Source organism: Erythrobacter sp. S158 (genome assembly GCF_057364915.1).
This window is the reverse complement of sequence record NZ_CP200279.1, coordinates 1,668,209-1,682,278: the sequence shown is the minus strand read 5'-3', so window position 1 is coordinate 1,682,278 and position 14,070 is coordinate 1,668,209. Positions and strand designations below refer to the sequence as shown.

Below are 14,070 nucleotides of genomic sequence, written 5' to 3'. Positions count from 1 at the left end.
ACCCCATGAACCGTGCGAAGTGGATTTGGCTTGCCAGCCTGGGATTGATCTACGCCAGTTTCTGGATCTGGTATGGTGGCAATGGCGATCCGATTTCCGAGGAAGAGGGATTGGAAATGCTGGCTGAGATCGAACAGCTCCACGGCGTCCGATTGGAGGATACTCCTGAAGGGAGCATGACCCGCAACCTGCTCGAGATGCTGCCCAATGATGACGGCAAAGAGTTCTACGCCGTCAATCTCGAAACGCGCGCTACGGGGCCAGAGGCGCAAGAAGCAGAGGCGAAGTATGCGGCAATCGTTATGCCGTTGCTGCTTGCACGTGGTGGGCACCCCGTCTTTCTCAGCGAGCGCGCCGGGTTGATGCTCGGCAAATACGGTGAAAACGTGGATAGGGTGGCTGTGGTGCGCTACCGCTCTTTGCGGGATCTCCTTGATATGATCGCTGATGAGAAGATGGTTGAGGGCAACGCCTTCAAGAACGCCTCACTCGCTCATACCGAAGTATTCATTACCCGCCCGACCATCACTCTTGTGCAAGTGCGGCTGATGGTCGGCATGCTCTTGGCACTGATCGCAATTGCGGGTGTTGCCGTAATTGGCAAGGTCCAAGCGCGGAGAGCAAATGCCGCTACAGCCTGAGCCGGACAAGAACCCCAACGGGCGGATGATGACCGATCCGCCAGCCTTGTTGCGCCATCTGATGCGGCGGATGTTTGACCGCGTGATCGACCTGGACAAGCGCTCCCAAGCCAGAGAAAAAGCGGAAAGAAAGCGAGTAAGTGAAGGGCAACCGCACATTGTTGAATACTTCCACCAGAGTGACGATCCCTATTCACAGCTTGCCGCCCAAATCCTCGACACATTCTGCGAACGTTACGACATTGAACTGGTGCGCCATGAAGTTCGCGCAAGTGGCGGCAAGAACCAGCCTGAGTTGGAAAAGTTGGACGCGTGGGCGCGCCGCGATGCGGAGCTGATTGCGCCTCATTATGGGCTTGTGACGCCGTCTGAGCTTGGACCAACCACCAGTGAAGCCCGTCCTGATACGCTCGACCAAGGAAGCGAAAGACTGGCACATTTGGGGCACTATTCGGGCGCGATGTTCTTCTATGCTGGAGAATGGTATTGGGGCGTCGATCGGTTGTTCTATCTCGAGCAGCGATTGCGCGATCTTGGCGCGTGCCAAGACCCATCGCTCCCCTACATCTGTCCAAGGCCCGAAATCGATGTGAGCGGTGTCGTTGCGAGCAAATTGACGCTTGATTTCTATCCCTCGCTCAATTCGCCTTACACCTCGATCATCTATGACAAGACTTTAGCGATGGCGGCTGAGTGCGGCATTGCGCTCAATCATAATCCGGTCTTGCCGATGATCATGCGCGGAGTGCCCGCGACGCGCGCAAAGGGCATGTATATCATGTTTGATACCAAGCGAGAGGCAGAGCATCTCGGTGTGGGTTTCGGTCCAGTGATGACCCCTATTGGGGAGCCTACGCGGCAAATCTACTCGCTGCTGCCGTGGGCGCGCGAGCAAGGGCGCGATACGCATCTGCTATCGGCGGCTCTGGATCTGGCATTCCGCAAAGGTATTGCGCTTCACTGCAAGTCCGGTCTCAAGCAGGCGATTGAACAAGCAGGCCTGGATTGGAAAGATGCAAAGCAGCATCTTGGAAGCGAGGGCTGGAAGGACGAGACAGCGAGGCACCAAATCGAAATGAGCGAAGAGTTGGGGCTTTGGGGTGTGCCAAGCTATCGCTTGCGGGGCAGCGAGGCGCATGAGGATCTTTGCGTCTGGGGCCAAGATCGACTGTGGCTCATCGCTGCCGAGATAAGGAAGCGCGGCAAAAGCGCTGGAATTGTGGCACAATGAGTGCCACTGAGTAGCCCGAACAGATAGGGGAAGGCATGAGCCAGACCAACACTGCAATAGTTGACGCGCTGAAAGCCGAAGCACCTTCGAGCGATGGTCGCCGTGCCCGCAGTCAGGCGAGCCGGTCAAAGATTATTCAGGCGATGATGGACCTGATCGAAAGCGGGGATATGAACCCCAGCACTGCTAATGTCGCCAAGAAAGCGGGCGTGGGCTTGCGCTCTTTGTTTCGCCACTTTGAGGACAAGGACGCGATCCTTCGCGAGGTTGATGCGATCCTGGTCAAGGCTTACCGGCCGATCATTGAAGCGCCGTACAGCTCTGATGATTGGCGCGAGCGTCTTATGGAACTGATCGAGCGTCGCTGCGAAGTGAGCGAGGCGATAGCCCCCTATCGTATTTCGACAACGGCCGCTCGTCGGCGTTCGCAATTTCTCAAAGAAAACTTTCAGCGTCTTTATGACACAGAGAAAGCCCGGCTGAACTCGATCCTGCCAAGTAAATTTCATACAGACACGCCTCCGGGCCGCGCCATACTTGTTGCGATGAGCTTTGATAGCTGGCGTATGCTTCGAGAAGATGAGCATCTGTCTGCCAGCGAAACGGTTGAAGCCGTGAAGCAGATGGTTGGAGATGTTCTCGCGCGCATGGATGACTGATCGTGTGGCGTTGGGCTTTCTTGCCAATATTGCTCTTGGCCGGGTGTTCTGCCGCTGAAGAAGAAAATGGCGATCTTGCAAGCGGAGCACTGTGCGAAGGAAATGCCGAGGCTCAAATAATCTGGGTCGAAGGCGGCAGTTTCGTCATGGGGGACGATCCGCTCTATCCCGAAGAAGGCCCGCCTCGAACGGTAAGTGTCGATGGATTTTGGATTTCCCAAACAGAAGTCACCAATGCGCAATTTGCCGAGTTCATATCAGCGACAGGATATGTAACGACGGCGGAGCGAAATCCGCCGCAGATTGAAGGCGCCCCGCCTGAAATGCTTCTGCGCGGATCCGCTACGTTCCGTGTGCCGACCCCTGACAATCCTAACTGGTGGGCTTGGACCGTTGGCGCGCAATGGCGAATGCCGAACGGCCCGGATTCGTCGATCGAAGGGCGAGCAAACGATCCTGTGGTGCAGATTTCGTATGACGATGCACAGGCCTATGCAGAATGGGCCGGCATGAGCCTGCCGAGCGAGGAGCAGTGGGAGTATGCGGCCCGGGCCGGAACGGACAGTCTGCCAGAGCCCAAGGATTCCTCGGGTGCGCCACAAGCAAACTATTACCAAGGCGTCTTTCCAGCGAAGGATCTAGGTGAAGACGGTTACACGTCGCGCGCGCCTGTTGGTTGCTTCGAACCCAATGCTTTTGGGCTCCACGACATGATCGGCAATGTCTGGGAATGGACGACAAGTAGTGCAGGGCGGGCCGATGCACCCGGCCCAGTCAACGTGATCAAAGGCGGATCTTTCCTATGCGCGGCCAATTATTGCGCGCGATATCGGCCAGCCGCACGCCAGTTCCAAGAGCGGGACCTTGGCACCGATCACATTGGCTTCCGATTGGTCGACATTCAGCGCGAGCCGCCTTCAAACTAGACAAGCCCACCCACCAAATATATTGACACTATTAGTGTTATATTATGGAGTGGACGCATGAAGGTCGTGAACCAGACGATACCGTCCCCAGAGCAAATGACGAAATTCTTCGGCTCTGGAGAAGACGGCCCATTCGTGATGGTCAACCTGCTGAAGTTTAAAAAGCGGGCCGAGTATGCAGATGGTCGCGAGGCCGACCTCACTGGCGCTGAGGCCTATGCGATCTATGGCGCAGCGGTCGGCAAATGCATTGTTGACGTGGGCGGAACTCCGGGCTTCGCGGGCGAAGTTACAGGGCTGCTGCTCGGCGAAGTCGAGGACAATTGGGATATGGTTGCACTCGTCGAATATCCCTCGCTCGATGCCTTCCGCTCCATGATGATGTCGCCCGAATATCAGAAGATCGCAGTACACCGGTCGGCTGGCCTCGCGGGCCAGCTGAACATACGGGCAAAGCCAGGCGCATTGGGCGAGGCATAAAATGCACAAGCTTCACGGCATGTTGATGTCGCCGTTCTCTATGAAACTGCGCGCCTATCTTCGCTACCGTCGGATCCCGTTTCAATGGTGCAACTCCATCAAGGCCAATGAGATCGCCCAGACCAAGGTTAATACCTACATGGTCCCGGTGATCGAATATCCTGATGGCAGTTTTGAGAATGATTCCACCCCGATCATCAACAAGCTGGAACAGTCCATTCCAACCCGTCGAACGGAACCCGAGAATGAGGCAGACGCCTTTCTTGCTTTTTTGATTGAGGACTTCGCCGATGAGTGGCTTTTGTGGCCGTTCTTCCTTTTGCGCTGGCACACGCAAGCGGATCGAACCTTCAATAGCGAGTGGATCAATTACGAAGCATTGCACGGACGAGGGACTGGCGACCAATTCTCTCAGATGAGCGCCTTCTGGGCTGAGCGTCAGACCAGGCTTGTCAAACTTACCTGCGGCAGCCCTGAGAACGATACGGTTCTAGAGGACAGCCTGGCTGAGTTTCTGGAGATTATGGAAGACGCGGCAAAGGACGGATTGTTCTTTTTCGGTTCGAGAGCATCGCGGGCGGAAATCGCGATCTTTGGCGTTCTTTCGCAATTGGTTCAGGACCTCACCTCGTCATCACTGATACGCGATTCTGCGCCATTCACGATGCGGTGGGTTGGCATGATCGACGATCTCAGCGGGATCGACGGTGATTGGGAGCCGCTCAGTTCGGACACTGACAAGCTGATGTCTTCACCCATCCGCAAGATCCTTGATCAAAGCGCCAAATACCACCTGCCACTGCTGCTTGCGAACGATCAAGCGCTGGAAAAGGGTGAGAAAAAAATGGCGTTCGATATCAATGGCCATCGTTTCGAACGTGCGGCATCGCCGCGGCATTTGGGCTGCTTGCCCGCCCTCAAACAGCGCTATGCGGCGCTTTCAGACGGTTCGAAAGCAGCTCTCGATCCGGTCCTGAATGAGACCAGCTGCCTTGAATTTCTGAAATCCTGATTTTCGGAGCAAACTGATGAAAAAGTTCATTGGCATAATCGCGGGACTGCTGGCGATTGTTTCAGTTGTCGCAATTGCCCTGCCTTCAATCCTCAACGCCGTCGGCCTTCATCCCGAGTATGAGAGAGAGCAGGTGGACCTAACCGGGAAGCGAGCGCTGATCATTACGACCAGCCACGCAACGCTCAATGCTCCGGGTGAAATCTCGGGCGATCCGACAGGCGTGTTCGGCTCTGAGATGACGGAACCCTATTACGAGTTTCTTGAAGGAGGGATGCAGGTCGATATCGCAAGCATTGATGGCGGCGAAGTCCCAATCGACCCGCAGAGCTTTCTCTATATGATAAGAACGCAAGCAGATGAACGTTTCCTCCAGGACGCTCAGTTCCAGGCCAAGGTTCAAAACTCAATCCCAATTAGCGCGGTCGACGTATCGGAATACGATGTCATCTTTCTCGCTGGTGGCTGGGGGCCTGCCTATGATTTTCCTGAGTTCGAGACTCTGGCAAGCTTGGTGAGCGAAGCTTATTACGCAGATCATAGACCAATCCTTGCAGGCGTCTGCCACGGCCCATTGGGCTTTGTCCGCGCGCTCGACAAGGAAGGCAATTTACTGATTGCTGGCCGCCGGATGACCGGTGTCACTGATAAACAGGTCAAAGAGCTGGGCATCGAAATCACGCCCTATCATCCGGAAACCGAGCTCCGCAAAGCAGGCGCTCTGTTTGAATCGCAGACCGCGTTTCGGGACATGTTCGCCAACCACACCGTCATTGATGATGAGAAGCGGTTCGTTACGGGGCAGAACCAGAATGCCGGGGCTGAGGTGGCCAACACAGCGATGGTGCTTGTCAGCCAATCGGGCACCTAATCGGCCGTCTTCTCCGGCCAAAGGGCGAAGACCAGCATCACTAAGGCAACGATCGGAAGCACGTATCCCGCGACCGCTCCTGGTGCCGTGCCGACGGTCTCAAGCGGCTTGTAGATCCCGACCAGCCGGCGTCCGCCATATTCCAAGAAGATGAACAGCCAAAGCAATGGGATCATCGATTTGTAGCGGATGGCGGCAAGCAACATCACCAGACCCATTGCGAGCTGAGCCAAGCCCCACAAAGCAAAGATTGTGATTATGCCCTGTGCGCCACCTTCGGTGTAGGTGTTTAGCGGGATGGTCGCGATGCTCTGCGCCCCGCCATCAGGAGCGAAAATGTGGTGCTGACTGCGCCACAGCGTCATGGCGGTCAGCGGATAGAACAGCCAAAGCGCGATCCTATTGCCGCGATATGTGTTGTCGAACTGGGCAGGGAACAGCCGGCCAAGGATATGGTTCATCGAAGGAACTCCAGACAATTGGATTCGCTGAGTATGGGGTCGACCCGCTCTTGGGTTTCTGCAGTCAAGGCGGCATAGCGCGAGCGAAGATCGCGCAAGCATTTGAGCTGATATTTAAACGTGCCTTGCTCGTAAGGCATGCCATCAACTTCGATCCGGAAGGTGGTCTCACTTGCTTCACTTGCGGCGGCATTAGCAAGCAGGAACGGCACATAGACGCGTCCGACTTCGGCCAGTATCTGCTCGACCACCGAGTTGAGCGGCGCGTCGGGGGCATCCCATTCGCCCTCAATTCCTGAGGCATCGTCGACATGCAGCAACCAACGGAAGGTATAGGGAAAGTCGGCGCGTATCATCGCTTGCGGGGTCGGGTCTACGCCGAGCTGTGAAAACTGCCCGTAGATACCAAATTCTGCGAGCGAGGGGCGGGAACCAAACAGCCATTGCTCGTTCACCACGTGGGTCTCAAGCGCTCGCAGTACGCGGCGGGTTGAGTCTTCGATCAAGGGGAAGTTCTCTCGCGTGCAGCCGACGATGGCCATGCGTCCTACTTGGCGGTCCTTGAATTGCTCAGCCATGCCCTGGCTGGTATCAAGCCCGCCGCCCTTAAGCGCATCGAAAGACAGCCAGCGGCTCATTTGCACTTGGTCGATGTCTTCGAGCCAGCGATAGCCGAACATCGCTTTGGTCAACCATTCGTCGGCAAAATCTTCCAGTAAATGTGCGATGAAAGCTGTCGCAGGATCCGGTGGCACAACGCTCCGCCTCTTGTGGCGCGTTTCCAGATCATAAAGTACTGGCGTGGAATCATTACGGACGCTGCCGTCAGGATACTCGATAACCGGGATGACAGGGGGGAGGCCGCTGCTTGCTGCCAGTTGCTGAACGTAGCCCCCGTGAGCCCAGACATGAGTGATACGCCGATAGCGCATAAGGGCGCGCATCTTCATCGAATAGGGTGACCCTAGCGCGCCATGAATTGTGTAGGTCATACTGGCTCTCACAGTAGGTTGGACTGAGTGATTTCTTCATCGCTCGCCGGGAGCGAGAACAGCATGCCATCTTCGCCAACAACGATTGGCCCGTCAAAGCGGCTTTCTGCATCGCCAAGGAAAGCTGGATAGAGATATTCAGCAGGCAACGGCGGGACGAGATGCGATAGGACAAGCATCTTTGCTCCAGCGGTCTGAGCGCTTTCCGCCGCCTCCTCAGGTGACGCATGATAATCTTGGATGTCGAACATGATCTTCGCAGTCAACGGATTGCCGCGTTCTTCCAAGGCCATGCGCATTTCCTCAACCAGGGCCGGTTGCAAGGCATCATGGACAAGGATGTCTACGTCCTCACAAGTGGATTCAAGAATGGCAGATTTCGAGGTGTCACCGCTGATACAGATCGCACGCCCTTTATAGTCGAAACGGTAACCGATCGCCGGATCGATGGGCGCGTGATCAACCTGGAATGCCGTGATGGTTAGCCCATCCTGCTCAAGGACAATTTGCTGCAAGCCTATCATCTCAAAAGGAAGAGCAATTGCGCCACCTCCCGATGGAGGAACCACTTCCTCGCCGTGATGCGCGATACGATAGGTGTCGTCAGTCGCGTAGGCAGCGTTGAACCCATCAATGATCGTTTGGACGCCGGTTGGGCCGTGAACAGGCAGCGGCGTTGTGGTTGCCCCGCGGGTCCAATGAAACAGCATCAAAGGCCCGAGGCCATCGATATGGTCAGAATGGAAATGGGTGAGCAGCAGTCCATCAAGCCGTGCAGGATTGATGCCCATGAGATTGAGGACTCTGTTTCCTCCTTCGCCAATATCGACAAGGAAAATCTGATCTCCCGCGATGATTACGTTGCAAGGCCCAGCGCGCTCTGGGTTCGGCATCGGAGAGCCGGTGCCACAAAGACCCAAGTGCAGCCCGTCATCAAGGCTCGCGATAATGTCCCGACCCGCATTTTGCTCGACGGCGCGCTGGAATAGCCAGCCGCCAATCGGCTTTTGAAAGCCAATTGCTACGACGAATGCGGCAATGAACAGGGTGCCTAACCCAATTGCGATTTTCTTGGCCACGCCCGCTCTCCCAACTCCGCTCAAAGAAATGGCACTATAACTGTCGGAAAGCAATTGCCAATCGTTACAGCGTAATGCAAAGTGGCACGGAGAGTGTCAAAAGAGGGCGGTATGGAAGCGACGCAGATCCGAATGCAGGACTATCCGGGGGCGGGGCCAGCACGTGCCGTCTGGCGGTTGACGCATGACTCCTTGCGTGAGCTGGCGGATGGCGAAGTTGCCGTTGCTCTCGACACTATCTCGATTGATCCCGGGATGAGCGGATGGATAACGAGCAAGCGTAGCTACATGCCTCCTGTAAAACCGGGCGGCGTCATGCGCGCCTTTGGCGTCGGCAAGGTGATTGAAAGCAAATCAGACCACTTTTCGACCGGAGACTGGGTCACAGGCTTCACTGGTGTGCAGACGTATGGAGTGTACCGTGGTGAGCATCTGCGCAAGATCGACGCATCGCTTGCTCCACCCCAGAAATTCCTCAGCGGCTTTGGGATGACGGGATACACCGGCTTCTTCGGTATGAGCGATATCGGTCAGCCGAAGGAGGGCGAGACTGTGGTCGTTTCGGCCGCATCCGGCGCGGTCGGTTCGATCGCTGCGCAGGTAGCAAAGGCGGCTGGGGCGCGCGTGATCGGCATTGCCGGTGGGCCGGAGAAATGCGCTTTCTTGCAAGGTGAGCTCGGCGTCGATCACGCGATTGACTACAAGAATTGCAATGTAGGTGATGCGCTGGCGAAAGCCTGTCCCGATGAGATCGACCTCTATTTCGATAATGTCGGCGGAGAGACGCTCGAGGCCGTATTGGGCTTGATGAAGTATCAAGGGCGGATCGTCGTTTGTGGCGCCATCTCTCAGTATGACGACTTTGCAGGAGCCAAGGGGCCTTCGAACTTCATGTCGGTGGTCACGCACAGCCTGACCATCCGCGGTTTCACGATGCGCGATTACATGCACCGCATACCCGAGGCCCTCGAGTGGCTTATTCCGGCTTGGAATGAGGGGCGTCTAAAAATGCGCGAGCACGTGGTTGAGGGGATCGAGAATTTTCCCGACGCCTACGAGATGATCTTCCGTGGGGAGAACCACGGCAAACTGCTTCTCAAGGTGGGTGCACCCTCATGAACCGCTTGCGCACACCGGACGCGTGCTTTGAGAACCTCGCCGATTTTCCTTATCCAGCGAATTACGTCGACGTATTCGATCACGAAGGCGGGACCTTGCGGATGGGCTATGTCGAAGAGGGCCCCAAAAATGGACCGCCCGTGGTGATGATACACGGCAATCCGACCTGGAGCTTTATGTGGCGAAAGCTTATCCCGGTCCTGACGGAAAACGGTTATCGCGCCATCGCCATCGACCTTATCGGGATGGGGCGATCAGACAAGCCTACGAAAATGAGTGACTACACAATCGCTCGGCACGAGGCTTGGGTGAAGGAAGCCTTGTTCGAAAAACTTAACCTCAAAGGCGTGCATTTCATCCTGCACGATTGGGGCGGCATCATCGGCCTGCGCGCAATTGCTGACTATCAGGATCGCGCCCGAAGCGTCATCATGTCCAACACTGGTCTCCCAGTGCGCGACCCAGATCAGCCGATCAAAAAGATGGCGCGAAAGGGCGCCGGTATGCTTCGGGCCTTCCAGCTCTATGTTCGCCTTCGGAAGAACTGGCAGCATTGGAAAACGCTTAGCCGGATAACCCTCAAAGACATGCCACCGGAGGATGTTGCAGGATTTGCTGCACCCTATCCAGACCCAAGATACCTTACAGGCAATCGCCAGTTCGCGCAGATGCTGCCGACGCGCAACGACAATCCGATGCTGGTTGAGAACTGGCATGCGCTGCAAAAGCTCAAGAGCTTCGACAAACCATTCCTGACACTCTTTTCAGACAAGGATCAGGTCGCGCCCAAAGGTTATCACAGCGTTCGTCCAGTCATCCCCGGAACGCGCGATTATGAACCAGTTATTCTCGAAGGGGGCTCGCACTTCCTGCTTGAGGATGTGCCCGAGGCGTATGGCCGCGAAGTCATCGCGTTCCTGCAAGCAATCAAAGGAAACTCCCATGACCACAATGACTGAGCTTTGGGTTGATCGAAAGGATCTTCGGCGGACGAAAGTTGTCCAAGCAGAGCAAGCGCCGCTAGCCGACGGTGAAATCCGCGTTCGCGTCGATAAAATGGGGCTGACGGCCAACAACGTCAGCTACGCCGTGTCGGGCGAGATGATCGGTTATTGGAAGTATTTTCCGGCCGAGGGCGAGTGGGGCAAAGTTCCGGGCTGGGCCATGGCAGATGTGGTGGAATCGCGCAGTGACGCGATCGCAGAGGGTGAGCGGCTCTATGGCTTTTTCCCGATGGCTAGCGAGGTCGTTCTGCAACCCGGTCACGTGGCCGCCGACTTCTTTATGGACGCAAGCCTACATCGCGCTGGGCTGCCCGCGCTCTACAACCAATATCTTCGCACTGCGGGAGAACCAGATTATCTGAAATCTCTTGAGAACGAGCGTTGCCTTCTTTTCCCGCTCTTCGTGACGTCCTTTGTTCTCTATGACTATCTGATCGACAACGAGTTTTTCGGTGCGAAGCAGGTTGTGATCGGCTCGGTGTCGTCCAAAACCGGCTTTGGCCTCGCGCATCTGCTCAAGAACGATCCGGCGCTCGCAAAGACTATCGTGGGACTGACTTCACCGCGTAGCGTTGGTTTTGTCGAAAGCCTCGATTGCTGCGATCAGATCGTGACCTATGGAGATGAAGCCGCGATCGACGCGAGCGCGCCTACCGCTTGGATCGACATGTCCGGAGACGGACCGCTCACCGGCAAGCTGCATCATTTGTTTGGCGAGAACATGGTCGAAAGCTGCATCGTTGGGGCGACTCATTGGGAGGCCGAGCGGGGACGCGCAAAAGACTTACCCGGCGCCAAGCCGAAATTCTTTTTTGCACCCGGCCACATTGCGAAGCGTGACTTAGAATGGGGCCACGGTGAGATATGGCGGCGCGGCTCTGAGGCAGGCGCAGCGATTGCCAAATCGATCTCCGACCAGATTGCGGTTGAAGCCATCTCAGGTTCAGACGAAGTCGCTCAAATCTGGTGCGATATGCTCGACAACAAGGTCTCGCCCAATCGTGGGATCATGATTTCGCTTTGATATACCCCCTATGCAGGAGATGGCCTGATGAAAATCTCTAGAATCGTTGCTGCCTCCGCCCTTCTTGTCACCGCACCGGTGCTTGCGAACGAAGAGGCTGACGACCAAGCCAAGGCGCGGGAAAATTTCCAGCAGGCGGACGCGGACAATGACAGGAAGCTGACCCCAGCCGAGTTTCGAAACTTCATCGATGCAAATGCTGACGATGGATTGGGTCGTGCAGGCATGGTTCGCCGCTTTGGCGCCTATGAAACTGCATTTAGGAGGGTGGACAAGAATGCAGATGGCTTCGTGACAGCACGCGAGCTTGCAGCGGCTAGACGAAATTAGGCGCTGTCTTCCCCATTAGAGAGAGCGGTCGCCGCTTATTCTTGGATGTCTCCCCAGACTTCCTGATTGTCCTGCCGTTCCATCCGGCGGCCAGTGCGCTGGTCGAACAGCATTTCGAGCCCAGTGCTTTCAAACACGGTGCGGATTGCAGTCTGGTCGTTCTGCGGCTGGCGATCAAACGCATCCTGGAGGCGTTGCAGGAGGTAGAAGCGATAAGGGATAACGACCGTTTCGATTGAAGCGCCTCTCCATTCAAACGGCGCCAATCCCATGCCGCTCTTCATCGACTTGTTGTTGGTTGGCGACCCTGTTTCAACCTTCGGATGACGCTCCAGCCAGCTGTTGGCACGCTCTAAATGCGCGGTGATCTCAGGGAGATAATCGTCAGCGATGAAGCGCATGAGCTGAAGCAGGCTCTCTGGCAGGTCGTCGCCTGTTACCAATTGACCTTTGGAGCCTGCCATCGCCTCGTCCACGAAGACTTCGGCCATGTTCATTCGCTCGACCCAGCGGAACACATTGGGAGCACTGACTTGCATCAACCGTAATGGAACAGGGTCACGGGCAAGGTGAGCATACATCGCGCCGATCAAGCCGTAGTCGGCAATTGTAGCGTGCCCCCCGAGGATGAAAGGATGTTCTCTCAGATGTCGCTCCATGAGCAACAGGAATTGGGCGTAGCTCTCCTCGACGAGTTTGTAGGTGTCGGTGTTTACGCCGAACACTTCGGCCGCCTTTCTCATGCGGCCACTGGCGTGCACGAAAGTTGCATCTTCTGCCTCCTTGGATAGGCCCGATGGGAGCACATCGCGGAATGTCTCCCGCAGGAACGGCAGGTTCACTTCGTCGAAGTTCCAGCGATAATGCATCGCAGGGCGAAGGAGACCGTGCGATCCAAATAGCTCGAACAGGTGCGCGATGACCAGCAGCTTGGGATCTGAGGGATAGATCGGATTCTTGCTGAATCCTGCATCATCCAGATGATCGATAATGTCTGCGCCGTCCTGAATGATCGACCCTTCAGGCGTTTTGATCACTGGTATGATCCAGCGACCGATCTGCGGCACGATCTCGCCAGTGAACTCCTCGCTGCCGGCCTTCACTTCTGTAAAGGGCACAGCGTGCATGCGCATGTAAGACCGCGCCCTTGCTGTGTAGAGCGATCCGGCCATTCCATAGAGCGTGTAGGTCAAGTTTCAGTCTCTTCTGGCTATTGCCAATCTTGCATGTTATGGCACTAATAGTGCAAATAGATTGCTTCAGTCAATGAGTGACTTTGGCCAAACATCGCGATGGACCTTGGAAATGACTTAGAACCCCACCAGCGTCTTGCAGGCGGATGATCCCGCGCTGTTCAAAGCGCTCATCAAGCGACCCAAAGTCGCGTGGCCCACCATCCTGCTTCTGCTTGGCGCGTATGCGATCTTCGGCATTTCGACCTTCGCTTATTTCGAGGAAGCATGGTCTCTGCTCTGGACAATCCTGTTCAACGCGGGCGCTTCGTACATGGCTTTCACCGTGGCTCACGAAGCGACCCACAGCTCGGTGAGTTCCAACCAGAGGGTCAACGACTGGGCGGGTCGGGCCGGGATGTTGCTGCTCGAACCAGGTCCGTTCTTCGCGGTGTTTCGCTATATCCATATGCAGCACCACAAATTCACGAACGATCACGAAAAGGACCCGGACACCTATTGTGCTCGCGGTCCGGTATGGCTTCTGCCACTCCGATGGCTGACCATCGATTTCGTCTATTTCAGCAATTATCTGAAACGGGAAAACTTCCGCAAAAGGCCAAAGAGGGAGAAAGTCGAGTTTGCCCTGTCGCTGGTCTTTGCGATTGGAGTCGTCACAATGATGACGCTGCTTGGGTGGCTGGAACTGTACCTGCTACTGTTCTTCCTGCCGACGCGGCTCGCCAAGCTATTCATCGTGTTCGTGTTCGATTTCCTTCCTCACCACCCACATGAGGTCAGTGCGAAGGAGGACCGCTATCGGTCTACGTCAAACCGGGTGGGCATGGAGTGGTTCCTGACGCCTGCGCTGCTCTCGCAGAACTACCATCTCGTCCACCATCTTTACCCGACCGTGCCGTTCTATCGGTACCTCAAGATCTGGAATGCGCGGAGGACCTATCACGCGTCGAAGAACCCGGCGATCGTGGATACTTTCGCACTTAAACCCAAAAAACGCGGCGGCCTTGAGACCGGGTGACGAAGCTGGTCTCCTCAATTTTGGGGCGAT

16 protein-coding genes are annotated in these 14,070 nt (G+C 56.0%); 12 read left to right on the top strand and 4 right to left on the bottom strand.

Annotation, left to right across the window (positions count from 1 at the left end; translation table 11 throughout):
* Window positions 1–5: 5 nt before the first annotated feature.
* The 7 genes from AC0V6T_RS08305 (at window position 6) to AC0V6T_RS08275 (ending at window position 5,820) form a co-directional block, all read left to right on the top strand.
* Entirely contained in the window at window positions 6–641 is a 636-nt protein-coding gene (locus tag AC0V6T_RS08305) for a hypothetical protein (RefSeq protein WP_486125962.1), read from the top strand.
* A complete protein-coding gene (locus AC0V6T_RS08300) occupies window positions 625–1,872 on the top strand; it encodes a DsbA family protein (RefSeq protein ID WP_486125960.1) in 1,248 nt (415 codons plus the stop codon). Before AC0V6T_RS08305 ends, AC0V6T_RS08300 begins: the two co-directional genes overlap by 17 nt.
* A gap of 143 nt (window positions 1,873–2,015) precedes the next feature.
* Window positions 2,016–2,531: a TetR/AcrR family transcriptional regulator gene (locus AC0V6T_RS08295; RefSeq protein ID WP_486125958.1), complete on the top strand. Its 516-nt coding sequence runs from the start codon at window positions 2,016–2,018 to the stop codon at window positions 2,529–2,531.
* Between the two features lie 20 nt (window positions 2,532–2,551).
* Window positions 2,552–3,457 carry a formylglycine-generating enzyme family protein gene (locus AC0V6T_RS08290; RefSeq protein WP_486125956.1) on the top strand — a complete coding sequence of 302 codons (906 nt, stop codon included), beginning with the start codon at window positions 2,552–2,554 and terminating at the stop codon, window positions 3,455–3,457.
* A 57-nt stretch (window positions 3,458–3,514) separates the two neighbouring features.
* A complete protein-coding gene (locus AC0V6T_RS08285; RefSeq protein WP_486125954.1) occupies window positions 3,515–3,937 on the top strand; it encodes a DUF1330 domain-containing protein in 423 nt (140 codons plus the stop codon).
* 1 nt (window position 3,938) lies between these two features.
* The gene (locus AC0V6T_RS08280) at window positions 3,939–4,949 is read left to right on the top strand and encodes a glutathione S-transferase N-terminal domain-containing protein (RefSeq protein WP_486125952.1); all 1,011 of its coding nucleotides are present in this window, start codon (window positions 3,939–3,941) and stop codon (window positions 4,947–4,949) included.
* 16 nt (window positions 4,950–4,965) lie between these two features.
* On the top strand, window positions 4,966–5,820 hold the full coding sequence (locus AC0V6T_RS08275) for a type 1 glutamine amidotransferase domain-containing protein (protein WP_486125950.1): 855 nt from the start codon (window positions 4,966–4,968) through the stop codon (window positions 5,818–5,820).
* Here AC0V6T_RS08275 and AC0V6T_RS08270 read toward each other — a convergent pair.
* From AC0V6T_RS08270 to AC0V6T_RS08260, 3 genes are read right to left on the bottom strand one after another with little or no spacing between them, the layout of a single operon-like run.
* Entirely contained in the window at window positions 5,817–6,281 is a 465-nt protein-coding gene (locus AC0V6T_RS08270) for a hypothetical protein (protein WP_486125948.1), read from the bottom strand. The two genes, AC0V6T_RS08275 and AC0V6T_RS08270, sit on opposite strands and share 4 nt — an antisense overlap.
* The gene (locus AC0V6T_RS08265) at window positions 6,278–7,273 is read right to left on the bottom strand and encodes a glutathione S-transferase N-terminal domain-containing protein (RefSeq protein WP_486125946.1); all 996 of its coding nucleotides are present in this window, start codon (window positions 7,271–7,273) and stop codon (window positions 6,278–6,280) included. The genes AC0V6T_RS08270 and AC0V6T_RS08265 overlap by 4 nt, the downstream gene beginning before the upstream one ends.
* An 8-nt stretch (window positions 7,274–7,281) precedes the next feature.
* Window positions 7,282–8,352, bottom strand: a complete 1,071-nt coding sequence (locus tag AC0V6T_RS08260; RefSeq protein WP_486125944.1) for an MBL fold metallo-hydrolase — start codon at window positions 8,350–8,352, stop codon at window positions 7,282–7,284.
* Between the two features lie 111 nt (window positions 8,353–8,463).
* Between AC0V6T_RS08260 and AC0V6T_RS08255 the strand changes: the two genes are divergently transcribed.
* From AC0V6T_RS08255 to AC0V6T_RS08240, 4 genes are read left to right on the top strand one after another with little or no spacing between them, the layout of a single operon-like run.
* A complete protein-coding gene (locus tag AC0V6T_RS08255; protein WP_486125942.1) occupies window positions 8,464–9,471 on the top strand; it encodes an NADP-dependent oxidoreductase in 1,008 nt (335 codons plus the stop codon).
* Window positions 9,468–10,430, top strand: a complete 963-nt coding sequence (locus tag AC0V6T_RS08250; protein WP_486125940.1) for a haloalkane dehalogenase — start codon at window positions 9,468–9,470, stop codon at window positions 10,428–10,430. The genes AC0V6T_RS08255 and AC0V6T_RS08250 overlap by 4 nt, the downstream gene beginning before the upstream one ends.
* Complete coding sequence (locus AC0V6T_RS08245) at window positions 10,414–11,499, top strand: DUF2855 family protein (RefSeq protein WP_486125938.1); 1,086 nt, start codon at window positions 10,414–10,416, stop codon at window positions 11,497–11,499. The genes AC0V6T_RS08250 and AC0V6T_RS08245 overlap by 17 nt, the downstream gene beginning before the upstream one ends.
* 27 nt (window positions 11,500–11,526) lie before the next feature.
* The gene (locus AC0V6T_RS08240; RefSeq protein WP_486125936.1) at window positions 11,527–11,829 is read left to right on the top strand and encodes an EF-hand domain-containing protein; all 303 of its coding nucleotides are present in this window, start codon (window positions 11,527–11,529) and stop codon (window positions 11,827–11,829) included.
* 35 nt (window positions 11,830–11,864) lie between these two features.
* Here AC0V6T_RS08240 and AC0V6T_RS08235 read toward each other — a convergent pair whose 3' ends face one another.
* Window positions 11,865–13,022 (bottom strand): glutathione S-transferase family protein, encoded by a 1,158-nt coding sequence (locus tag AC0V6T_RS08235; RefSeq protein WP_486125934.1) that lies wholly within the window; start codon window positions 13,020–13,022, stop codon window positions 11,865–11,867.
* A gap of 136 nt (window positions 13,023–13,158) precedes the next feature.
* Here AC0V6T_RS08235 and AC0V6T_RS08230 point away from each other — a divergent pair, with 136 nt between their 5' ends.
* Window positions 13,159–14,040, top strand: a complete 882-nt coding sequence (locus tag AC0V6T_RS08230) for a fatty acid desaturase (RefSeq protein ID WP_486125932.1) — start codon at window positions 13,159–13,161, stop codon at window positions 14,038–14,040.
* Window positions 14,041–14,070: the final 30 nt, after the last annotated feature.

Coding starts and splice junctions, on each gene's coding strand:
- AC0V6T_RS08305 (WP_486125962.1), top strand. CDS start 6: ATGAACCGTGCGAAGTGGATTTGGCTTGCCAGCCTGGGATTGATCTAC.
- AC0V6T_RS08300 (WP_486125960.1), top strand. CDS start 625: ATGCCGCTACAGCCTGAGCCGGACAAGAACCCCAACGGGCGGATGATG.
- AC0V6T_RS08295 (WP_486125958.1), top strand. CDS start 2,016: ATGATGGACCTGATCGAAAGCGGGGATATGAACCCCAGCACTGCTAAT.
- AC0V6T_RS08285 (WP_486125954.1), top strand. CDS start 3,515: ATGAAGGTCGTGAACCAGACGATACCGTCCCCAGAGCAAATGACGAAA.
- AC0V6T_RS08280 (WP_486125952.1), top strand. CDS start 3,939: ATGCACAAGCTTCACGGCATGTTGATGTCGCCGTTCTCTATGAAACTG.
- AC0V6T_RS08275 (WP_486125950.1), top strand. CDS start 4,966: ATGAAAAAGTTCATTGGCATAATCGCGGGACTGCTGGCGATTGTTTCA.
- AC0V6T_RS08270 (WP_486125948.1), bottom strand. CDS start 6,281: ATGAACCATATCCTTGGCCGGCTGTTCCCTGCCCAGTTCGACAACACA.
- AC0V6T_RS08265 (WP_486125946.1), bottom strand. CDS start 7,273: ATGACCTACACAATTCATGGCGCGCTAGGGTCACCCTATTCGATGAAG.
- AC0V6T_RS08255 (WP_486125942.1), top strand. CDS start 8,464: ATGGAAGCGACGCAGATCCGAATGCAGGACTATCCGGGGGCGGGGCCA.
- AC0V6T_RS08250 (WP_486125940.1), top strand. CDS start 9,468: ATGAACCGCTTGCGCACACCGGACGCGTGCTTTGAGAACCTCGCCGAT.
- AC0V6T_RS08245 (WP_486125938.1), top strand. CDS start 10,414: ATGACCACAATGACTGAGCTTTGGGTTGATCGAAAGGATCTTCGGCGG.
- AC0V6T_RS08240 (WP_486125936.1), top strand. CDS start 11,527: ATGAAAATCTCTAGAATCGTTGCTGCCTCCGCCCTTCTTGTCACCGCA.